Below are 18,918 nucleotides of genomic sequence, written 5' to 3'. Positions count from 1 at the left end.
CGCACACACTCGCGGGCGGCCGTCAGTCAGTGCCTCAGCCGATCACAACCCCTGGCTCGTCCAGCCAGGCCCGGTGCTCGCCAGCCACCGTTATGGTCAGGCCGAGCCGCGACAGGTGTGGCCGGTCATGGCGCTGCCACCAGGCGTCTGAGTCGTAGACGGCCGCGCCAGCCATCGCCTCCCAGACACGCAGGTACAACGCCACGCTGTCCGGTTGGTCCAACCAGAGCTCGGAGTGCCAGTCCTCCACGATGACAAGTCGCTCGTCATAGATCCAGAACCCGTTGGCCGGAGGGAGTGCAAGCTCGGCGCCGAACGGCACGATGCCCAGGCGAACAGTGTCCAGTCCGATCACCCCGGCCAGCCGGTCGAGCTGCGCGGCCAACACGACCGGAGGGCAGACCCGGGCGCGGAGGGCGGCCTCCCACATGACGATCTGGTAGCGCTTGCCGGGCTGGTACAGGCTTTCCTGGCGTCGGACCCGGGCTCGTACGGCGTCCTCGACATCACGCGGTGACTGGTGGAGGTCGACATACGCACTGAATACGTGCCGGGCGTAGTCGGCGGTTTGCAGCATGCCGACGATCATCGAGCCCTCCCATGCACGCAGGACGGCCGAACGCTCGTACTCGACCGTCAGCCTGTCCTGCACCGGCCTGTGCCCGGCAGCCAACTGCCGTCGCCAAGAGCGCGACTGCGACTCGAACACCCGCAACCTGGCCGACAGTTCAGCTGCCGCCTGGGGCTGACAAACACTTTCCGCCCAGGCCCTGAGGTCATCGTGAGTGGCGGTCTGCCGACCGGTTTCCAGCTTGCTGACCTTCGACTGCGTCCAACCCAGTCGGTCAGCAAGCTGCCGCCCCGTGAGACCGCCCTCGGTGCGCAGCTCGCGGAGCCGCAGACCGAGGGCGATTCGAGCCTGTTGGAAGTCGGTGCTCACATGCCGGACGGTACCTCAGCGCTGAACGCCTGGTACGGGGTGGCGAAGTGCCAGGTGGCATCGCGGACCTGGCAGGCGCGGGCCACCTGGACCGGATCGGTGATCAGCTCCACGGTGGTCAGGTCGTCGTCGGTGTCGAAGTGCAGCAGCGCGATCACGCGCGAGTCGAACAGCCAGGCGTCCTCACTCGGCAGGCCCAGACGGTCGGCGTCGGCGCGCCAGAGGTAGCGGATGTCCTCTCCGACGGCGCAGTTCCGCTCGGCGTTGTCGAGCAGGTACCGCTGCCCCAGGGCCGGCGGGTTGTCCATGATCCTGACTCGCTCGAATGTTCCCCGAGTTGCTTCCGATGTACCGCAGTCGTCGGCTCACAGCCGCTCCCCTCGCCGTCGGACAGGCTGAATCAGGATGCCCCGGCATCTCCCTGCGGGGAGCAGCGATTCTCGAATATTCTCCCGGGCCGACGACCCACTGGAGCCACGGACGGGCCTCCCTGCGCTGAGGCGGCGACTTCACGTACTGTCTGCCACCTTGATCACGGACGGCCGCATATCCGCCGTGATCCCGGGCAGGTCGGGAGCGCGCCCTACGGCGTGCCGGTCCGCCACGGGGGATCGGGTTTCCGATGTGTTCCGCTCACCTGCCGAAGGGTTCCCCATGCTCCGGATGTCCCGTACCAGCCGCCTGGCCGCTCGCCCGGTGGCCGTCGCCGCCATGACCTGCGCGGTGCTCGCCACCGGCGCGGGCAGTGCGTTCGCCGAGACCTACGTGCTGCGCGACTCGAGTCCCAACCTGGTGACCGACCAGGCTGGGCTCTGCTCGATGAACCGCTACGAGATCGAGGGGTACAACGGCGCCTCGCACGAGTACGCGCAGGGCCAGGCGACGATATCCGGTGGCACCAGCTGCTGGGTCTTCATCCGCCAGTCGAAGGACGGCGGGGCGACGTACACCCAGAGCGACCTGGTCTGGGTGCCCGCCAACGGCTCCGCCTCGACGCCGGTCTACTACGACGGGCCGGGCTACTGGGACCAGGTCTGCGTCAAGACCCTGCGCAACACCTGGTGCGACGGCTGGTACTGACGGATCGCGCCGACCGGCGGGTCGCTGCGGGCGAAGGCGGGAGCCTAGCGCGCCGAGTGGCCCGCCGTCCGGCGTTCTCTGCATTTGTCGGATCAGCTGTTCGGCCGTGCCACGCTACCCAAGGCGTTGCTGGGACGACCGGAGGCGAAACGATTCTCTTGAGTACGCGTCAGGTAGCAGTGAAGTCGCTCTCCGCGCTGCTGGTCCGCTCCGGTCAAGGGTCGGCTGCGGCGACAGCGGTGCCGGGAATGCCGGGGACGGCGGGAACGCCGGGAGTTCCCGGGACCGGCACTCCCGGGGAGACGAGGCGGGCGATCCCGCCGATGCCCAGCGAGCCGCCGAGCATCCCGGAGACCTTCGCCGCGGAGCCGTCCGCCGCTGAGCCCTCGGCGCTGCCCGAGCCCGCCCCGAGGCGCTCCCTCGAGCCCGCACCGCCGGACGAACGCCCCGCCATCGAGCCGCTGTTCAGCTGGGCGCCCGGCCTCAACTGGGCCGGTCCCGGCGACCACTGGAGTCAGGCCTGGGCGGTGGAGACCCTCGGCCAGCAGCCGCCCGCGCCCGCTGCGGCGCCACCGCCCGGCAACGGGGCTGCCGACCAGCCGCCCACCGCCCGCGACCTGGAGCTGATCCGGACCACGCTGGCGATCGTCGAGCCGGTGGCCGACCGGGCCACCGCGCACTTCTACGCGCTGATCTTCGTCCACCATCCCGAGGTCCGCTCGCTCTTCCCGGCGGCCATGGACGTCCAGCGGGACCGGCTCTTCCGTGCCCTCTTAATGGCCGCCCGCAGCGCCGACGACCCGGCCGGGCTCAGCGCGTACCTGGGCAACCTGGGCCGCGGTCACCGCAAGTACGGCACCCTGACCGCGCACTACGGCCCGGTCGGCGAGTGCCTGGTGGCCTCGCTGGCCAAGTACTGCGGCAGCCGCTGGGACCAGGAGACCGAGCTGGCCTGGCGCCGGGTCTACGGGCTGGTCTCCAGGATCATGATCGAGGCGGCCGAAGGCGCGGCCGCCACCGCGCCGCCCTGGTGGCAGGCCGAGGTGGTCTCGCACCAGCCGCTCGCCCGGGACATCGCGGTGATCACACTCCGCACCGCCCAGCCGTACCCGTACCGGGCCGGCCAGTACACCACCCTGGAGACGCCCTGGTGGCCGCGGGTCTGGCGGCCGTTCTCGTTCGCCACCGCACCGCGCCCGGACGGCCTGTTGACCCTGCACGTCAAGGCGGTGCAGACCGGCTGGGTGAGCAGCGCGCTGGTCCGCCGGGCCCAGCCCGGGGACGTGCTGCGGCTCGGCCCGCCGGCCGGGACCATGCTGGCCGAGCGCGGCACCGGGGCCGACCTGCTCTGCCTGGGCGGCGGCACCGGGATCGCGCCGATCTGCGCGCTGGTCGAGGAGGTGGCCGAGCACGGTGCGGGCGGCCGGGCGGTGGAGGTGTTCTACGGCGCCCGGCAGTCGGCGGACCTCTACCAGCTGGACGCGCTGCGCGAGTTCGAGCGCCGGCACGCCTGGCTGACGGTGCGCCCGGTGGTCTCGGAGGAGCGAGTGCAGCCGGGCACCGTACTGCCCGGCCTGCTCAGCGACGTGGTGGCCCAGCTCGGGCCCTGGGACGGCCACCACGCCTTCCTCAGCGGCCCGGCGGCGATGATCCGGCGCTCGGCCAGCATGCTGGTCCGCTCCGGGGTGCGGCTGGAGGACATCCACCACGACCTGGAGCTCTGAGAGTCCTAGAGGTCGGGCGCCAGCAGCGCGCGGATCCCCTCGATGTTCGCGGCCAGGTAGCGACGGAGCGAGGGGGGGACCAGGTTGACCGCGGTCACCCCCTCCCGGGTGAAGGGCAGCCGGACGATCTCGTACTCGCCGCGCGGCGCCTCCACCTCGGGCCCGTGCCGGCGCTCGGGGTCCATGCTGGCCAGCCGGCAGGCGAAGAAGTGCTGCACCTTGACCCCGTGCGGGTGGAGCAGGGTGCCGTCCTCGTGGTGCGAGTGGGCGACGGTGTCCACGAAGGCCGGGACCACGTCGACCACCTTGCCGCCGAGCTCCTCGTCCACCTCGCGGTGCAGCGCCTCGGTCACCGTGCGGTCCTCGGGCTCGACGCCGCCGCCGGGCGTGATCCAGTACGGGTTGCTGCCGGGCCGGGTGCGCTTGATCACGACCAGGGCGGCCGGCCCGTGGCGTGGATCATCGGTGTCCAGCTCCAGCAGGATCGCCCGGGCGGTGCGTTTGACCACCGGCCGCGGGTGTGGGGTCACTTCAGCAGGCACAGGAGTCACCACTGCCACCTCCACTGGCGTTGTGCTGGAGCATCCCGCACCCCGGGAGCCGCGAAACCCGCACAGGCGGACGAACAGGAGTGCCGCATTCCGACCCGCCCGGGCGTGAAGCCCCGAGGCAGCCGGTCGCCGGACCGGTCGCCGGGTCAGTCCTTGTCGTCGATGGCCAGGTGCAGGCCCCAGGCGACCAGGCTGATGATCAGCGAGCCGAACAGGGCCGGCAGGAAGCCCTCGACGTGGAATTCCAGCTTCAGCTTGTCCGAGGCGAAGGAGGTCAGCCAGAGCATCAGCGCGTTGATCACGAAGGTGATCAGGCCGAGGGTGAGGATGAAGAGCGGGAACGAGAAGAACTTCACCAGCGGCTTGATCAACCAGTTCACCACCCCGAAGATCAGTGCGACGAGGACCACGGTCAGCGTCTGGTGCTGCCAGCTTCCGCTCGACAGGGTGATCCCCTTGACGAGCCAGGCGGCGACCCAGATGGCGGCCGCGTTGATCAGGGTCTTGAGAACGAAGTGCTTCATGGCTCCGCATCGTGACAGGCTCGGGCGGCTGGTGGAAGCATCTGGAGAGGAGCGGACCGATGAAGGTTTTCCGACTGGACGAGCTGGACGCGGAGCGGGCCGCCCAGGACGGGGCCTATCTGCGCTTCCTGAAGGAGCGCAGCATGTCGGCCGGGCTGTACGCGCTGGCGCCCGGCGAGGAGGACACCCAGTCCGCGCACCAGCAGGACGAGCTCTACCAGGTGGTCAGCGGCCGGGCCTATCTGACGGTGGGCGAGGAGACCACCACGGTGGGGCGCGGCAGCGTGGTCTTCGTGCCGGCCGGGGTGCCGCACCGGTTCCACCACATCACCGAGCCGCTGCGGGTCCTGGTGGTCTTCTCGCCGCCCGAGACGTGACCAGGCTCACCTGAGCCGGCCGCATAGGGTCGGGGCATGACCCAGACCCTGACCGAGGAGCTGTGGGCCGCCGTCGAGCCGGTCTACGCGAAGATCCTCGACCACCCGTTCCTGGCCGGCCTGACCGACGGGACGCTGCCGCGCGCCGCCTTCCGCCACTTCGTCATCCAGGACTCGCACTACCTGCGCGACTACGCCCGTGCGCTGGCCGTCTGCGCCGCCAAGGCGCCCGGCGAGGCCGAGGTACGGGCCTTCGCCGACGACGCGATCGGGGCGCTGGCCGCCGAGCAGGGCATGCACGCCGAGTTCCTCACCGCCTTCGGCGAGAGCGCCGAGCAGGCGGCCGCCGAACCCGTGCTGCCCACCACCCGGGCCTACACCAGCTACCTGCTGGCCACCGTCTACGGCGGCTCCTTCGCCGAGGCGGTCGCCGCGGTGCTGCCCTGCTACTGGGTCTACGCCCGGGTCGGCGAGCAGCTGCTCGCCAAGTCCTCGCCCGACCCGCTCTACGCCCAGTGGATCGCGGTCTACGGGGACGAGGCCTTCCAGTCCGTGGTGCGCCGGGTGCTGGCCCTCACCGACCGGCTCGGCGAGCAGCTCTCGGCCGCCGAACGACGGCGCGTGCACGAGCACTTCGCCACCACCACCCGCTACGAGTGGATGTTCTGGGACGCCGCCTGGCGGGGCGAGAGCTGGCCGGTCTGACGCCCGGCTGGGGGTGAACCCGAGGGGTTCCCCTCAGGGCTTTATCCGGGTTCTCTCGGGGGCCGATTCCCTCGTTTCCGCTGCTGGGCCCTCGTACGATCGAAGTACCGAAAGCGGACGGGATGCGGCGACAGAGGGCCGACCCGAAAGGGAGATGAGGAACGGACATGGCTGAGATCTGGAAGTCGCTGCCCTCCTGGGTGCGGAACATCGTCATCCCGATCATTGCGGTGATCATTGCCTTCAACGTGATCGGCTTCGTCATCGGCGTGGTCAGCTCGCTGATCTGGTTCGCCGTCAAGGCCCTGGTGGTGGTCGGCATCGCCGCCGCGGTGGTGATCCTGGTCAAGAAGGCCGCCAGGAGCTGAGTCAGGCACGTCGCACCCCTCCGCAAAGGCGCCCGCCCCCTGCTTCGAGCAGGGGGCGGGCGCCTCGCGTTCGTTCCCGGTCGCGGGTCAGGCGATCGGGTCCGCCTCGACCGGGATCGGCTGCACCGGGATCGGCTGGACCGGGATCGGCTGGGCGGCGGGCTTGTCCTCGGTTTCGGCCACCTGCGGCTGGTTGTTCATCGTCCCCAGCAGCTGGCGGGCCAGGCCGAGCCCGGTGCCGCCCATGGTGAGCGCCTTGGCGAACATCTCGCCCATCCCCTCGGCGCCGTTGAGCAGCACCATGTGCTCCACGTTGCCGAAGGCCTCGGCACCGGCCCGGACGATCTCCGGCCAGTTCTCGGCGAGCTGCTGGGCGACCACGGCCTCCTGGTTCTCGGCGAGCGCGGCCGCCCGGGCCTTGATCGCCTCGGCCTCGGCCAGACCCAGTGCGCGGGCCGCCTCGGCGGTGGCCAGACCCTTGGCCTCGGCCGCCGCGGCCTCGGCCTGACCGGTGGCCCGGGTGGCCTCGGCGGAGGCCAGACCGCGGGCCTTGGTGGCCTCGGCCTCGGCCAGCGCGGCGATCTTGACCCGGTTCGCCTCGGCGGCGGCCTTCAGCTCGGTCTCCTTGGCCTGCGCCTGGGCGGCCGAGATCCGGGCGTCGCGGTCGGCGTCGGCCTTGGTCCGGGTCTCGTAGGCCCGGGCGTCGGCCGGCTTGCGGACGTCCACCTGCAGCTGCTGCTCCTTGCGGTGCGCCTCCAGCTCGGCGACCTTGGTCTCCTGGACCACGACCTCCTGCCGGGCGGCCGCCTGGGCCAGCGGCCCGGCCTGCAGTGCGCGGGCCGCCGCAGTGTCCATCTCGGCCTGGTAACCGGCCTGCTGGATACCGGAGTTGCGGGTGGCCTCGGCCTTGCGGGCGAAGGCCTCCTGCTCGGCCTCGGTGGCCTCGCGGTCGGCCGCGGCCGCCGCGATGCGCGCGTCGCGCTGGACCCGGGCGGCGTGCGGGGCCGCCAGGTTGGTGATGTAGCCGGTCGGGTCCAGGATCTCCTGGATCTGCAGCGAGTCGATGATCAGACCGAGCTTCTCCATCTCGGTGCCGGAGGCGGCCCGGGTCTCCCCGGTCAGCCGCTCGCGGTCACGGATCATCTCCTCGACGGTCAGCCCGCCGACGATCGAACGCAGGTGTCCGGCGAAGACGTTGTGGACCCGCTGGCTCATGTACTTCTGCTGGTCCAGGAAGCGGCGGGCGGCGTTGGCGATCGACACCGCGTCGTCACCCACCTTGAAGATCACCACGCCCTTGACCTGCACCGGGATCCCCTGCGAGGTCACGCACTCGACGTCCAGCTCGGACTCGTTGAGGTCCAGCGAGAGCTTGCGGACCACCTGGACGCCCGGCGTCACCAGCGTGCCCCGCCCGGTGACCACGCGGAATCCGAGGCCCTCCCCGAGGCCTTCGGTGCGGTGCTTGGAACCAGAGATGATCAGTGCCTCGTTCGGCTCCGCGACCCGCCAGCAGAGCTTGAAGATCACGATGATGACGAGGACTGCTGCCGCGGCGATACCCGCGATGGTGCCGATCAACATCGGCCGTTCCCCCTTCAGGGCACACCGGTCCCGTGGCTGCGCTCGGATGTGCAGGATTGCGCGGAACGCGGTGGCGACAGGGATTCTGCGCCTGTTTGGATCACAAGGGAAGTCCGGCACCCGCGTGTCGCACCCACTGCGACAGGACCGGGACGAGAGCGCGACCTGACGCAGTGTTCAGAGGTTCACCGGCGCCACGTAGACCGTGCGCGGCGGCTGGTACTCGACCACCACGACCTGGGTACCGACCGGCAGGCTCTCGCCCGGCACCGCGAGGTAGGCGAGGAACGCCTCGCTCCCGACCCGCTCCGGCACGTGCACCATCACCTCGCCGACCAGCCCGGCGCCGATCCTCCCGGTCACCCGTCCCGTGTAGCCGACCATCGTGCTCCCCCTTCGCCGGCCACTCGGCCGCGGACTCCTCAACAGTCTGCCCCAGCGCCCGGCCCATGGACCCCTACTGGACCGCGGCGGGAGCTGCGGCTACCGTGTTCACGTCTTTGGGCAGGCACATCCGCCTGCCGAACGGGAGCTCGGAGCACCGGGCTGAGAGGGCGCTGAACAGCACGTCGACGGACGTGCCAACCGCTGCGCCGACCGCAGGAACCTGGACCGGATAATGCCGGCGTAGGGAGTAGAAGGTCAGATGACCACGTTTGATGACGCACGTCCGGGCACGGCCGAGGCCTCCGCCACCACCTCCTCGGCCACCACCGGATATCCGACCCCGGCCTGGCGCAAGGCCTACCGCGAGGGATCCCGCCCCGACCTGCGGGTCCCCTACCGCGAGGTGCAGCTCACCAACGGCAAGACCGTCCCGCTGTACGACACCTCCGGCCCGTACACCGACGCCGCCTACGAGCCCGACGTGCGGCGCGGCCTGCCCGCCCTGCGCGACCCGTGGATCCGCCAGCGCGGCGACGTCGAGGAGTACGACGGCCGCGAGGCCCGCCCCGAGGACGACGGGATCAAGCACACCGCCCCGCGCGGCGGCAACCTGCGCAACCTGGACGCCGTCTTCCCCGGCCGTCCGCGCCGCCCGCTGCGCGCCCGCGACGGTGTCGCGGTGACCCAGCTGGCCTACGCCAAGCAGGGCGTCATCACGCCGGAGATGGAGTTCATCGCCCTGCGCGAGGGCATGGCACCGGAGTTCGTGCGGGACGAGGTCGCGCGTGGCCGCGCCGTCATCCCGCTGAACGTCAACCACCCGGAGGTGGAGCCGGCCATCATCGGCACCAACTTCCTGGTCAAGATCAACGCCAACATCGGCAACAGCGCGGTGACCTCCTCCATCGAGGAGGAGGTGGAGAAGATGACCTGGGCCACCCGCTGGGGCGCCGACACGGTCATGGACCTCTCCACCGGCCGCAACATCCACACCACCCGCGAGTGGATCCTGCGCAACTCCCCCGTCCCGATCGGCACCGTCCCGCTCTACCAGGCGCTGGAGAAGGTCGACGGCAAGGCCGAGGAGCTCAGCTGGGAGGTCTACCGCGACACCGTCATCGAGCAGTGCGAGCAGGGCGTCGACTACATGACCGTGCACGCCGGCGTGCTGCTCCGGTACGTCCCGCTGACGGCCCGTCGCAAGACCGGCATCGTCTCGCGCGGCGGCTCGATCATGGCCGCCTGGTGCCTGGCGCACCACCAGGAGAACTTCCTCTACACCAACTTCGAGGAACTCTGCGACATCCTGCGCGCCTACGACGTCACCTTCTCGCTCGGTGACGGCCTGCGCCCCGGCTCCACCGCCGACGCCAACGACGAGGCCCAGTTCGCCGAACTGCAGACCCTCGGCGAGCTCGGCCGGATCGCCCGCGAGCGCGACGTCCAGGTGATGATCGAGGGCCCCGGCCACGTCGCGATGAACAAGATCAAGGAGAACATGGATCTCCAGAAGGAGATCTGCGACGAGGCCCCCTTCTACACCCTGGGCCCCCTCACCACCGACGTCGCGCCCGGCTACGACCACATCACCTCCGGCATCGGCGCCGCGATGATCGCCTGGTGGGGTACCGCGATGCTCTGCTACGTCACGCCCAAGGAGCACCTGGGCCTGCCCAACCGCGACGACGTCAAGACCGGCGTGATCACCTACAAGATCGCCGCCCACGCCGCCGACCTCGCCAAGGGCCACCCCGGCGCCCGCGACTGGGACGACGCCCTCTCCGACGCCCGCTTCGAGTTCCGCTGGGAGGACCAGTTCAACCTGGCCCTCGACCCGGAGACGGCCCGCGCCTTCCACGACGAGACCCTCCCGGCCGAGCCCGCGAAGACGGCCCACTTCTGCTCGATGTGCGGGCCGAAGTTCTGCTCGATGAAGATTAGTAAAAGCATCACAGAGCTGTACGGCGACAAGGCCGTGAACACCGAGTACGACGCCGATGCCCTGGCGGGCATGCAGGCCAAGTCCGAGGAGTTCGCGGAGCACGGCAACCGGGTCTACCTCCCGCTGGCGGACTGACCTCCGGACGAAGCGCCGCCCCGATCACCCTCGGGGCGGTGCTTCGTCGTCGTCCGGATCCACACCAGCGCGCCAAAGGGTCGTCCTATGCTCGGACGGTGACCCTCTACTTCGACCCCACGGCGGGCCTTGGCAAGGACCGCGACGCGTTCCGAGGCCGTTGGGAGGACCGCCTCTGGCTCAACGTGCCAGGGCCCTTTTACGGTGGCGAGACTGACACGTGCTGGACAGGTCGGCTTTCTGCGCCTCGGCATGTTCTCTACGGTGGTGAGTACTTGTCCGAGTACGTCTACCGCCAGCCCCGGACGCCTGCAGAGACCGCCCAGTTGGTCGAAGCAGCTGAGTGCGACCCGTTCCTCGGCTACGGCTGTGATGGTGATGCGCACTGGACGCCGAGAGCGGTTCGGGAGTGGTGGCGCGACCGTGGGCGGATTGTGCAGTACCTGTCCGACGGAATGAGCGAATGGGATGACAGCGACGCCAGGGCAGGCCAAGGCGTAGCTGCCGCGGTCCAGGACTACGAGTCCTACATGACTGGGAGCCTCGCAACGGACCTGAGGATCTACCTCTACTGGCTGGAGGAGGGAAGGTCCCCCGGGCATGGCGACCGCCTGCCTGAACTGTAGCCGGACGGCATCTGATCGCTGCGCCATCATGGGTGGATGCTGCACACCGACGCGGAGCTGATTTCTCTGCTCCATCGAGTCGACGATCCGGAATCGTTGGAGTGTCCACCTGGCTACAACCACACCGAGACTCGGGCCCTCTTCGATTGCCTGGTGGACAGGTTGGACACCGCCTTCGCCACCCGGTGCATGGCTGACCGGAGTGTGCAGGACGCCAGTCTTCACGCGCGGGTGGAGGTGCCGGCGGCGGCGACCAAGATCGGGGAAGGGATCGTCGTCTCGGTGAGCAACTTCGGGTTGATGGCGGTAGTCGCAGCCGAAAACCCCGGCGTTTACCTCGACACCACCGAGGCGGTTGAGGAAGCCGCGCTGCACGCGGATGACCTGGCGGCGGTGGAGAGAGCACTCATCGAGTTGGGCTACGTGGTGCTCCCGGAGCGGTTGCTCACACGTCCATACAACGGGGTGAGCGCGCCACTGCTCTCGTACTACGGGGAAGGACGCCCCTGCGACTGGTGGATCCGCTACTTCGACTATCTGTAGCACCCAATGTGCTGGCTTCGGGCTTGCAGCCAACGGGCGGCCGTACCGGGTAACTCACGATCCCGGTACGGCCGCCCGTGCGTTCTCAGGCGTCCCAGGCGCTCACGACCGGCGCTGGCCACTCTTCGGCCGTCTCGGCCAGATCCGCCGGCAGTACGGCGAGCAGCTTGGACCGGCCCTCGGCGACAGCCTTCAACGCGGCTTCCTGGGCGTCGTCCTTGGTGTCGAACATGCCCTCGCCCACGGTCTCGTTGTGGGGAGGCTCGCCGACCTCGCCGACCCACTGTGAGGCGGTCGGCCACACCCGTACGTGAGTGAGCCGGGAAGGCTCCGGAAGCCCCGTGACACCCCGGGCGGCGGCTTCCTTGATCACGTCTTCGATCGTCATGTCTGGGCTCTCCTCATCTCGGCCCGCGGTACGCGGGGCCCGCCGCACCTGGCAGACCGAACGGGCCTGTATCCGCGCAGGACACCCGCCCCTCGACCCCGCCACCACCCTCGTTGTCTCCGACTGGCGATACCTCGCCACCGGCTACAGCCCCGGTGAGGAAATCCTCGCCCAAACCGTCCGCGACAACCGCCAAGCCACACAACGCCGTAAGCGAGAGGGGGACTTGAAGTGACACCACTGACCGAAGGCCCCTCCTTCGCGTCCTCCCGGCTCTGCCCCGATGCGGCTGTGGATCGCTGGATCGAGAAGCACTTGGCGACGGCCCCGCGCTTCTCGGACGACCAGCTTCGGGACATGGGCCTCATTCTGGGAGTGCAGCTGACTCGGCGGACTTCCACACAGGGATGAGCTGTTCCACATCGAAGGGCTTGTTCCCCATACCGCCCGGCAGCGCGATGATCGCGTGCAGAGCCTTCTTGATCAGCTCCCGCTTCTGCCGGATGGTCTTGGACTTCCACTCCCTGTCGACGTCGGCCGTCGCCTCCTCGGCGGCGGCCTTCGCCGCGATGTTCTTCGCTTGATCGGCTCGCAGCTCCTTGATGGTCTTCTCGACCGCTGGGAGATTCCGGAAGAACTGCTCGTCATCAATCTCTCCGGCGTTCCACCGTTGTTCGAGAGTGGCCCGACGCCGCAGCGCGGCCTCTAGCTCCTCTTCCCGACCCCAGTCCGGCACGTCCTTCACTGCCGCTGCGGCATCGGCCCTCAACTTCGCCAGGACGAGCTTGGTGATGTGCTTGTCAGTCTCGTCCCCGCGCTTGTAGGTCCCGTTGCAGCCGCCGTCCACGGTCTTCTTGCAGAAGTACCCGTGTTCGTACTTCACCCACTCGTTGGCCTTCTGGCCCTTCATCGAGTGGTTGCACTTGGTGCCGTCCTCCAGGGTGTTGCCACAGCGGAGGATGCCGGTCAGCAGGTACTTGTGAACGAGCTTCCCGCCGGGCTGGCCGCCCCGCCCGCGAGCGCGAATGGCCGCGACCACGCCGAACCACTCCTTCGGCGTGATGATCGCCTCCCACTCGCCGACGATGGGCTGATCGTCGCCATCACGCACCAACTCGCCGCTCACCTCGCGGTATCCGCAGAGCCGGGCGTTCATGAGTACCTGCTTGACGCTCTGGTACTGGAAGAGGTTGCCCCGAGCGGTGAGGTACTCGGCTTCCTTCCACTGCCCGGTGACCTCGGAGATGGACGCGCCAGCGATCACGTCGTGCACAGCCTTGCGAATCGCCTCCGCTTCGACCGGCCGGAGAGTGATCTTGTCGTCCTCCCAACCGAACGGCCGCCAGGCTGAGACGGACTGCCCGCGAATCGCGCGGTTGCGGTGGCTGGCTCGCGCCCGGCGCTGCTTCTTCCTGGTCTCCGCGAGCGACATCGCAACGCCAACAAGGCCCTTGATCTCGAAGCCTTCGGCATAGAGGTCCTGGAGCCCGTTGGAGTCCCAGTACACCCGTCCCTCGTGCGAGGTGAACGCGCGGAGATACCGCTCCCAGTCACCTGGCCGCCGGTACAGCCGGTCGTCGTTCACCGCCATCACGCCATGAACCGGGTAGCCCTCAGGGGTCTTCCCAGCCGCAAGGTCCACGAGCATCCGCTCGAAGTCGTCACGGATGACGTTCTCCTTGCTGGCGCTCTTGTCGTTGTCCGTGTAGCGGTAGACCATCAGCCAACCGAACTCACGGGCCTTGTCGGAGAGTTCGCGGTGCTGGTCCTCGATACCGTGAGCGTCCTTGGCGCGGGCGTCGTCGGAGATGCGCGCGTAGCAGGTCACGCACTTCATGCCGGGGTTGGCTTCGAGCATGGCCAGCACTTCGGTGAGTGGCGGCAGGTCCGCCGGCACACCCCTGAGCTTGCTGATGACCTCTTCACGCGCTGCCATCTGTGGGCCGCCCCCTCCTCGTGAGAACTTCAGCCAGCAGACTAGCTCATTCTGGCTTTGATGAAGTTCTGTTCGATGAAGATCAGTCAGAAGATCCGCGACGAACACGGCGACGGCTCCACCGCCGTCAACACCGAGTTCGACGCCGAGGCACTGGCCGGCATGGCCGAGAAGTCGGCCGAGTTCGCCGAGCGCGGCAACCGGGTCTACCTGCCGCTGGCGGACTGAGCAGTCCACACCGTGCGGTGGAGCCAGGAGCACCGTCCTGCTCCTGGTTCCACCGCGTGACTCGGCCGGTCCGGGAGGCAGGAGGGGGCTTCCCGGCACGGGGGTGTGAGGGATGGATTCGCGCTCCTGCCCTCAGGGCGGGCTGGGAGCGGTTGTGGGTTCCTGGCCGTCGCGTTACCGGACCTGGTTTCCGACCACCGAGCTGATCTGTCCCTAGCCCACGAGATGGCCCGCGGCCGGCTGGGCGACCGGGTCTGCCGCAGGGGCAACTGGCTTGAAGCCCTTGGTGACGAGCCAGATGGCCAGTGCCAGTTCCCAGGCGAACACCGGGATTGCGGTGAGTGAGCCCCAGACGGAGAGCTGCTTGTAGAGGCCGAGCAGGACGGCGGTGGCCGAGGCGAAGATCAGGGTGCCGCCGAGCAGGCCCAGTAGGGGGATGAGCCGGGGGACCAGGCCGGAGCGGTGGAGCAGGTAGGCCAGCACGGTGGTGTTGGCGCCGCAGATGAAGTTGGGGCCGAGCAGGAACGTCCAGTCGTGGACGGCGACCAGGGCCTTGGCGACGGTGGTGAGGGAGGCGGTGTCCGTTCCCGCCGACGGGTGTTGGCGCAGCGTCACCACTGCGAGCAGGCTGACGATGCCGACCGTGATGACGGCGGCCTCCAGTGTGCGAAGGGCGACGTAGCCGATGGCGAGGCCCTCGTTGTGGCGCCTGGTGACGGGGTACAGCGTGACCGCGGTGCCGACGATGCTCAGGGCGAGGAGCACCTCGAACAGGGCGCCCAGCAGCACCCGGGTGTCCGGGCCGGAGCCGAGGACGAAGTCGGGGCTGTTCAGCACCGGGCCGTACAGGACGAGCCCGCCGATCGAGGTGACGTGGGTGACGAGGTAGCACACGCCCGCCGCTGTCGCGAGCCTTCTCGGTGAGGCCACCGGGACTCCTTCGTTGATGTGGGCCCGCAGGTGTACGGCGTACACCTGCGGGCCCAAACGCTAAGGTGTACGGGGTACACCCGTCAAGGGAGGAGCTTCGGATGGGCCAGCAGACAGACGCCGCGCGTCGGACCCCGCTCAGCAGGGACCGGGTGCTGCGGGCCGCCGTCGCGCTCGCCGACCACGCCGGCATCGAGGCGCTGAGCATGCGCAGCCTCGCCCAGGAGCTGCACGTCGTGCCGATGGCGCTCTACAAGCACGTGGCCAACAAGGAAGAACTCCTCGACGGCATGGTGGACGTCATCGTCGGCGAGATCGACCCTCCGGCCGGCGACGCCGAGTGGCGGCGCGCGATCCGCCAACGCATCCTGTCGGCCCGACGGGCGCTGCTGCGCCACCCCTGGGCCTCGCGCGTCATCGAGTCACGCACCAACCCCACGCCCGGCGTGCTGGACTACCTGAACTCGGTGATCGGCATGTTCCGTGCCGGCGGTCTCTCCGCCGACCTCACCCACCACGCGATGCACGCGCTGGGCAGTCGCGTGTGGGGATTCACCCAGGAACTGTTCAACACCGGGCCGAGCGCCGAGTCGAGCGCCGGGCCGAGCGTCGATCCGGAGCTGCGGGCGGGCGAGCTGCGCGCGATGGCCGCCAGGTATCCGCACATCGTCGAGATCGTCCTGGCCCGGTCCCACGACGACGCATCGGTCGTGGGCCAGGGCTGCGACGACCAGTTCGAGTTCGAGTTCGCCCTCGATCTCCTGCTGGACGGGTTCGAACGCCTCCACCGCCAGGGCTGGACGTCCGCCCACCGGTCCTGACTCAGTTCTCGGCGTCCTGCGGGTACCAGCGCAGTTCGATGGTGTTGCCGTCCGGGTCCTGCACGTAGACGGAGGTGGCGGTGCCGCGGGCGCCGTAGCGGGGGACCGGGCCCTCGAGGACGGTGAAGACGTCCGAGTCGATGACCTGCTGCCAGTCCAGGGGGTCGACGACGAGGCAGAGGTGGTCGACGTTGGACTCGCCACGGGGCCGGCCGACCAGGTCGATGATGGTCTCGGGGCTGATCCGCACCGAGGGGAAGGGGGCCTTGCCGGCCCGCCACTCGGTGACCCGGACGGGCTCCAGGCCGAGCGGCCCGGTGTAGAAGTCCAGTGCGCGCTCGACGTCCTGGACGTTGAGCACGAGGTGGTCGAAGGCCTTGACGCGCATGGTGGATTCCGGTTCCTGTGGGGCGAGGGTGACGTCTTCCACGATCCACCGGGCGCGAGCGGCCATCAAGGCGCGAACTGACTACGATCGTTGAGCCAGATTCAACGGTGGGGGCGGGCATGTGGGAACGGCATGAGATCGAGACCTTCCTGGCGCTCGCCGAGGAACTGCACTTCGGCCGTACCGCCGAGCGGCTGCGGGTCAGCACCGGGCGGGTCAGCCAGGTGGTCAAGAAGCTGGAACGTGCCGTCGGCGCCCCGTTGTTCGAACGTACCAGTCGCGTCGTCGAGCTCACCCCGATCGGGCGCCGACTGGCCGAGGACCTGGCACCGCTGGTGGCCCGGTTCGCCGAGGCGATCCACCGGGCGGTCGAGGCCGGGCGTGGTGTCACCGGCGAGTTGCGGGTCGCGTTCCTCGGCGAGTGGACCGCACCGGTCCTGCTCAGGGCCGTCAGCCTGTTCACCGAGCGGCACCCCGACTGCCGGGTCGATGTCCGCGAAGCCCAACTGGCCGACACCCGGACGAGCCTGCTCGACGGCTCCGTGGACGTGCTGATCGCCTCGTACCCCTTCGAGGGCATGGCCACCGGGCCGGCGGTGATGTCGGAGGACCGGGTGCTGGCCGTGGCCGCCGGGCACCCGCTGGCCGGTGCGGACTCGGTCTCCATCGAAGTCCTCGCGGACTACCCGGTGGTGCAGTACCCGGCGGTCACCTCCGAATCGTTCAAGCGCGACCGCACCCCGGACCGGACCCCGTCGGGCCGCCCCGTTCCGCAGGGGCCGGCTGGCAACACCTTCTCCGAGATGCTCTCGCTGGTCGCGCTGGGCCGGGGCGTCCTCCCGGTCGGGGCGCACTGCCGGCGGTACTACCCGCGCCCGGACCTCGCGTACGTGCCGATCCGCGACGTGCCGCCGATCGAGCGGGGACCGATCTGGCTGGAGAGCAACTCCACGGCGCGGGTACGCGAGTTCGTGCGGGCCGTGACGGACGCGGGGGCGCTGCTCGCGGGGCGGTGAAGGTTCGTCAGCGAATCATGGAGACGCCGAGCGGCGTGATCCAGTACTGTGCGCGGTCGGTCCTATCGGATGTTTATGTGAACCTTACGGGTGAGTCTTAGTGAACCTTGACTTCAGTGCCGATCCGCTTCTCGCGTGGTACGTGGTGCTGCTGTTCGTCAGCGGTCTTGCGATGATCGGCATCGCGCTGATCAACTCCAGCGGGCTGAGCGCCGGTTGGCGGGCGTTCAACGGTGTCGCGGGTGTCGGCTTCATCGGGTACGGGTTCTACCTGGCGTTCATCTTCCAGGGCGGCACGGTCATCTTCTTCTTCAAGGCGTTCATCCTGCCCGTGGTGATGATCGTCCAGTTCGTCCGCTCGCTCTCCGCGAAGAAGGCGAAGCAGCAGCCGATCCAGTTCCAGCCGGGCCAGCCGACCCCCTACCAGCAGCAGCCGAACCCGTACCAGCAGCCCGTGCCGCCGCAGGTGCAGGCCCCGCAGGTCCAGCAGGTGCAGGCCCAGCAGGTTCAGGCTCCGCAGGCGCAGCCGGCTCCGGCGGACCAGCCGCAGGCCTGATCAGTAGCTGACCAGCAGTGCCCGCAGGGCTCAGGAGAGTGCGTCCTCGGTCTGCTCGAGGTAGTACTCGATCCGCTGCTGGTTCTCCACCAGGCGCAGGCAGAGGTGGCGCAGCTGGGTCAGGTCCTCGGGGGTGAAGCCCTGGAAGACGGCGGCCATGGCGCGCTGGCTCGGCTGGCGGAAGGTGTCGAGCCGGCTGCGGCCGGCCAGCGTGATGCGGGTGAGGACGGAGCGCCGGTCGTTCGGGTCGGCGACCCGTTCGACCAGGCCCTCCCGTTCTAGGGTGTCCACCAGGCCGGTGATGTTGCGTGAGGTGACGCCGGCCGCGCGGGCCAGGTCGCCGATGCTGAGCGCCTCGCCGGTGGTGGCGTTGAGCCGGATCAGGATGTCGAGGGCGCCGGAGCTGAGTCCGCGCCCCTGGGCGCCGCGGCTGCGCAGGCGTTCGACGGCGTGGTAGGCGGTGCGGACAGCGCTGGCGGCCTCCAGGTCGAGGGTTTCGTCGCCGAGGGTGAACTCGGCCATGACGCTGCGGATGTTGGGGTCGTAGAGGCAGTCATCGGCGTCGTGGGCCAGGCTGCCGGCGGACTGGAGCGGCGACTTGTGTACCTGCTTCATAATGAAGTCGTACTCTAGTCAAGTGATATGACGATCCGTCAATCATGCAGTTCAGGTGCGGTGAAGATATAGGCCGTCTCCCCCTTGCACGCCAGCGCCAGCCTCAGGCGTTCCCGGTTGGACGCGTCCAGCTCCGGCAGTGCGTCCTGGGTGAACCAGGCCACCTCCAGCGACTCGTCGTCGTTCACCCGGGCCTCGCCGCCCACCGCCCGGCAACGGAAGGTGAGTTCGAGGTACTGCGTCCGGTCGCCGTTGGCGTAGGTGATCGGCGGCGAGACGGTGACCGAGGTGAGCAGCTCCGGCAGCACCCGAACCCCGGCCTCCTCGTAGCACTCGCGCACGGCGGTGTCGGCGGGCTGCTCGCCCGGGTCGATGATGCCGCCGATCAGTGCCCAGGCGCCGGTGTCGGCGCGGCGGCCGAGCAGCACCCGGTCCTGCTCGTCCAGCACCACCGCGCAGGCGGCGGAGAGCCAGAGCGGACGGGTGCCGACGAGCGCGCGCAGTTCGGCGATGAACGGTGGAATGGCCATGCGGCCCAGCCTAGGGCCCAACCG

Annotated in this window: 23 protein-coding genes and 1 pseudogene; 12 read left to right on the top strand and 12 right to left on the bottom strand. The window is 69.3% G+C overall.

What is annotated here, in order from left to right:
* Positions 1-34 precede the first annotated feature (34 nt).
* Complete coding sequence (locus BR98_RS22165; RefSeq protein ID WP_051970053.1) at positions 35-940, bottom strand: helix-turn-helix domain-containing protein; 906 nt, start codon at positions 938-940, stop codon at positions 35-37.
* Positions 937-1,269: pseudogene (locus BR98_RS22160) on the bottom strand (DUF6879 family protein); the annotation flags it as partial. The pseudogene BR98_RS22160 and the gene BR98_RS22165, both read right to left, overlap by 4 nt.
* Positions 1,270-1,603: 334 nt before the next feature.
* On the opposite strand from BR98_RS22160, the gene BR98_RS22155 reads away from it, so the two are divergent.
* Both BR98_RS22155 and BR98_RS22150 read left to right on the top strand, forming a co-directional pair.
* Positions 1,604-2,020 carry a hypothetical protein gene (locus BR98_RS22155; RefSeq protein ID WP_157537881.1) on the top strand — a complete coding sequence of 139 codons (417 nt, stop codon included), beginning with the start codon at positions 1,604-1,606 and terminating at the stop codon, positions 2,018-2,020.
* A 323-nt stretch (positions 2,021-2,343) separates the two neighbouring features.
* On the top strand, positions 2,344-3,744 hold the full coding sequence (locus tag BR98_RS22150) for a globin domain-containing protein (RefSeq protein WP_083976830.1): 1,401 nt from the start codon (positions 2,344-2,346) through the stop codon (positions 3,742-3,744).
* Between the two features lie 5 nt (positions 3,745-3,749).
* Here BR98_RS22150 and BR98_RS22145 read toward each other — a convergent pair whose 3' ends face one another.
* Together BR98_RS22145 and BR98_RS22140 are read right to left on the bottom strand one after the other, a co-directional pair.
* Positions 3,750-4,286, bottom strand: coding sequence for an NUDIX domain-containing protein (locus BR98_RS22145; RefSeq protein WP_035847166.1), 537 nt, complete (start codon positions 4,284-4,286; stop codon positions 3,750-3,752).
* Between the two features lie 155 nt (positions 4,287-4,441).
* The gene (locus BR98_RS22140; RefSeq protein WP_035847165.1) at positions 4,442-4,819 is read right to left on the bottom strand and encodes a phage holin family protein; all 378 of its coding nucleotides are present in this window, start codon (positions 4,817-4,819) and stop codon (positions 4,442-4,444) included.
* 59 nt (positions 4,820-4,878) lie between these two features.
* Here BR98_RS22140 and BR98_RS22135 point away from each other — a divergent pair, with 59 nt between their 5' ends.
* From BR98_RS22135 to BR98_RS22125, 3 genes are all read left to right on the top strand, one after another.
* Complete coding sequence (locus BR98_RS22135) at positions 4,879-5,196, top strand: cupin domain-containing protein (protein ID WP_035847164.1); 318 nt, start codon at positions 4,879-4,881, stop codon at positions 5,194-5,196.
* A 36-nt stretch (positions 5,197-5,232) separates the two neighbouring features.
* Entirely contained in the window at positions 5,233-5,901 is a 669-nt protein-coding gene (gene tenA / locus BR98_RS22130; protein WP_035847163.1) for a thiaminase II, read from the top strand.
* Between the two features lie 167 nt (positions 5,902-6,068).
* A complete protein-coding gene (locus BR98_RS22125; protein WP_035847162.1) occupies positions 6,069-6,269 on the top strand; it encodes a DUF5326 family protein in 201 nt (66 codons plus the stop codon).
* A gap of 87 nt (positions 6,270-6,356) precedes the next feature.
* Here BR98_RS22125 and BR98_RS22120 read toward each other — a convergent pair whose 3' ends face one another.
* Positions 6,357-7,853 carry an SPFH domain-containing protein gene (locus BR98_RS22120; RefSeq protein WP_035847161.1) on the bottom strand — a complete coding sequence of 499 codons (1,497 nt, stop codon included), beginning with the start codon at positions 7,851-7,853 and terminating at the stop codon, positions 6,357-6,359.
* A 177-nt stretch (positions 7,854-8,030) separates the two neighbouring features.
* Positions 8,031-8,237 carry a hypothetical protein gene (locus BR98_RS22115; RefSeq protein WP_035847160.1) on the bottom strand — a complete coding sequence of 69 codons (207 nt, stop codon included), beginning with the start codon at positions 8,235-8,237 and terminating at the stop codon, positions 8,031-8,033.
* 262 nt (positions 8,238-8,499) lie between these two features.
* On the opposite strand from BR98_RS22115, the gene thiC reads away from it, so the two are divergent.
* The 3 genes from thiC (at position 8,500) to BR98_RS22100 (ending at position 11,486) form a co-directional block, all read left to right on the top strand.
* Complete coding sequence (gene thiC / locus BR98_RS22110; RefSeq protein WP_035847159.1) at positions 8,500-10,317, top strand: phosphomethylpyrimidine synthase ThiC; 1,818 nt, start codon at positions 8,500-8,502, stop codon at positions 10,315-10,317.
* Positions 10,318-10,415: 98 nt separating this feature from the next.
* Complete coding sequence (locus BR98_RS22105; RefSeq protein WP_035847158.1) at positions 10,416-10,943, top strand: ferredoxin; 528 nt, start codon at positions 10,416-10,418, stop codon at positions 10,941-10,943.
* A 36-nt stretch (positions 10,944-10,979) separates the two neighbouring features.
* Complete coding sequence (locus tag BR98_RS22100; RefSeq protein WP_035847157.1) at positions 10,980-11,486, top strand: hypothetical protein; 507 nt, start codon at positions 10,980-10,982, stop codon at positions 11,484-11,486.
* An 85-nt stretch (positions 11,487-11,571) separates the two neighbouring features.
* Here the strand turns inward: BR98_RS22100 and BR98_RS22095 are convergent, their stop codons facing one another.
* Both BR98_RS22095 and BR98_RS22090 read right to left on the bottom strand, forming a co-directional pair.
* On the bottom strand, positions 11,572-11,874 hold the full coding sequence (locus BR98_RS22095) for a hypothetical protein (protein ID WP_035847156.1): 303 nt from the start codon (positions 11,872-11,874) through the stop codon (positions 11,572-11,574).
* A 364-nt stretch (positions 11,875-12,238) separates the two neighbouring features.
* Positions 12,239-13,810 carry a recombinase family protein gene (locus BR98_RS22090; protein ID WP_232247485.1) on the bottom strand — a complete coding sequence of 524 codons (1,572 nt, stop codon included), beginning with the start codon at positions 13,808-13,810 and terminating at the stop codon, positions 12,239-12,241.
* 75 nt (positions 13,811-13,885) lie between these two features.
* On the opposite strand from BR98_RS22090, the gene BR98_RS39535 reads away from it, so the two are divergent.
* Complete coding sequence (locus BR98_RS39535) at positions 13,886-14,038, top strand: thiamine biosynthesis protein ThiC (RefSeq protein ID WP_198042409.1); 153 nt, start codon at positions 13,886-13,888, stop codon at positions 14,036-14,038.
* Between the two features lie 213 nt (positions 14,039-14,251).
* On the opposite strand, the gene BR98_RS22085 is transcribed toward BR98_RS39535, so the two are convergent.
* Positions 14,252-14,968, bottom strand: a complete 717-nt coding sequence (locus tag BR98_RS22085) for a DUF4386 domain-containing protein (RefSeq protein WP_051970051.1) — start codon at positions 14,966-14,968, stop codon at positions 14,252-14,254.
* Between the two features lie 101 nt (positions 14,969-15,069).
* On the opposite strand from BR98_RS22085, the gene BR98_RS22080 reads away from it, so the two are divergent.
* The gene (locus BR98_RS22080) at positions 15,070-15,789 is read left to right on the top strand and encodes a TetR/AcrR family transcriptional regulator (RefSeq protein WP_035847155.1); all 720 of its coding nucleotides are present in this window, start codon (positions 15,070-15,072) and stop codon (positions 15,787-15,789) included.
* 1 nt (position 15,790) lies between these two features.
* Here the strand turns inward: BR98_RS22080 and BR98_RS22075 are convergent, their stop codons facing one another.
* On the bottom strand, positions 15,791-16,177 hold the full coding sequence (locus BR98_RS22075; protein ID WP_035847154.1) for a VOC family protein: 387 nt from the start codon (positions 16,175-16,177) through the stop codon (positions 15,791-15,793).
* 119 nt (positions 16,178-16,296) lie between these two features.
* Between BR98_RS22075 and BR98_RS22070 the strand changes: the two genes are divergently transcribed.
* Together BR98_RS22070 and BR98_RS36545 are read left to right on the top strand one after the other, a co-directional pair.
* A complete protein-coding gene (locus tag BR98_RS22070; protein WP_035847153.1) occupies positions 16,297-17,193 on the top strand; it encodes a LysR family transcriptional regulator in 897 nt (298 codons plus the stop codon).
* Positions 17,194-17,293: 100 nt separating this feature from the next.
* Positions 17,294-17,749, top strand: coding sequence for a hypothetical protein (locus tag BR98_RS36545; RefSeq protein ID WP_051970050.1), 456 nt, complete (start codon positions 17,294-17,296; stop codon positions 17,747-17,749).
* A gap of 30 nt (positions 17,750-17,779) precedes the next feature.
* Here the strand turns inward: BR98_RS36545 and BR98_RS22060 are convergent, their stop codons facing one another.
* Both BR98_RS22060 and BR98_RS22055 read right to left on the bottom strand, forming a co-directional pair.
* Positions 17,780-18,364 carry a MarR family winged helix-turn-helix transcriptional regulator gene (locus BR98_RS22060; protein ID WP_051970049.1) on the bottom strand — a complete coding sequence of 195 codons (585 nt, stop codon included), beginning with the start codon at positions 18,362-18,364 and terminating at the stop codon, positions 17,780-17,782.
* A gap of 38 nt (positions 18,365-18,402) precedes the next feature.
* Entirely contained in the window at positions 18,403-18,894 is a 492-nt protein-coding gene (locus BR98_RS22055) for an NUDIX hydrolase (RefSeq protein WP_035847152.1), read from the bottom strand.
* Positions 18,895-18,918 lie beyond the last annotated feature (24 nt).

This window comes from Kitasatospora azatica KCTC 9699, from assembly GCF_000744785.1.
GTDB lineage: Bacteria > Actinomycetota > Actinomycetes > Streptomycetales > Streptomycetaceae > Kitasatospora > Kitasatospora azatica.
The sequence above is the reverse complement of the archived record's forward strand: the minus strand, read 5'-3'. Positions and strand labels throughout refer to the sequence as shown.

Bases quoted from the DNA above. Each gene is read 5' to 3' on its own strand.
- BR98_RS22155 (WP_157537881.1), top strand. From the start codon at position 1,604: ATGTCCCGTACCAGCCGCCTGGCCGCTCGCCCGGTGGCCGTCGCCGCC.
- BR98_RS22150 (WP_083976830.1), top strand. From the start codon at position 2,344: ATGCCCAGCGAGCCGCCGAGCATCCCGGAGACCTTCGCCGCGGAGCCG.
- BR98_RS22140 (WP_035847165.1), bottom strand. From the start codon at position 4,819: ATGAAGCACTTCGTTCTCAAGACCCTGATCAACGCGGCCGCCATCTGG.
- BR98_RS22135 (WP_035847164.1), top strand. From the start codon at position 4,879: ATGAAGGTTTTCCGACTGGACGAGCTGGACGCGGAGCGGGCCGCCCAG.
- tenA (WP_035847163.1), top strand. From the start codon at position 5,233: ATGACCCAGACCCTGACCGAGGAGCTGTGGGCCGCCGTCGAGCCGGTC.
- BR98_RS22125 (WP_035847162.1), top strand. From the start codon at position 6,069: ATGGCTGAGATCTGGAAGTCGCTGCCCTCCTGGGTGCGGAACATCGTC.
- BR98_RS22120 (WP_035847161.1), bottom strand. From the start codon at position 7,853: ATGTTGATCGGCACCATCGCGGGTATCGCCGCGGCAGCAGTCCTCGTC.
- BR98_RS22115 (WP_035847160.1), bottom strand. From the start codon at position 8,237: ATGGTCGGCTACACGGGACGGGTGACCGGGAGGATCGGCGCCGGGCTG.
- thiC (WP_035847159.1), top strand. From the start codon at position 8,500: ATGACCACGTTTGATGACGCACGTCCGGGCACGGCCGAGGCCTCCGCC.
- BR98_RS22100 (WP_035847157.1), top strand. From the start codon at position 10,980: ATGCTGCACACCGACGCGGAGCTGATTTCTCTGCTCCATCGAGTCGAC.
- BR98_RS22095 (WP_035847156.1), bottom strand. From the start codon at position 11,874: ATGACGATCGAAGACGTGATCAAGGAAGCCGCCGCCCGGGGTGTCACG.
- BR98_RS22090 (WP_232247485.1), bottom strand. From the start codon at position 13,810: ATGGCAGCGCGTGAAGAGGTCATCAGCAAGCTCAGGGGTGTGCCGGCG.
- BR98_RS39535 (WP_198042409.1), top strand. From the start codon at position 13,886: ATGAAGATCAGTCAGAAGATCCGCGACGAACACGGCGACGGCTCCACC.
- BR98_RS22080 (WP_035847155.1), top strand. From the start codon at position 15,070: ATGGGCCAGCAGACAGACGCCGCGCGTCGGACCCCGCTCAGCAGGGAC.
- BR98_RS22075 (WP_035847154.1), bottom strand. From the start codon at position 16,177: ATGCGCGTCAAGGCCTTCGACCACCTCGTGCTCAACGTCCAGGACGTC.
- BR98_RS22070 (WP_035847153.1), top strand. From the start codon at position 16,297: ATGTGGGAACGGCATGAGATCGAGACCTTCCTGGCGCTCGCCGAGGAA.
- BR98_RS22060 (WP_051970049.1), bottom strand. From the start codon at position 18,364: ATGAAGCAGGTACACAAGTCGCCGCTCCAGTCCGCCGGCAGCCTGGCC.
- BR98_RS22055 (WP_035847152.1), bottom strand. From the start codon at position 18,894: ATGGCCATTCCACCGTTCATCGCCGAACTGCGCGCGCTCGTCGGCACC.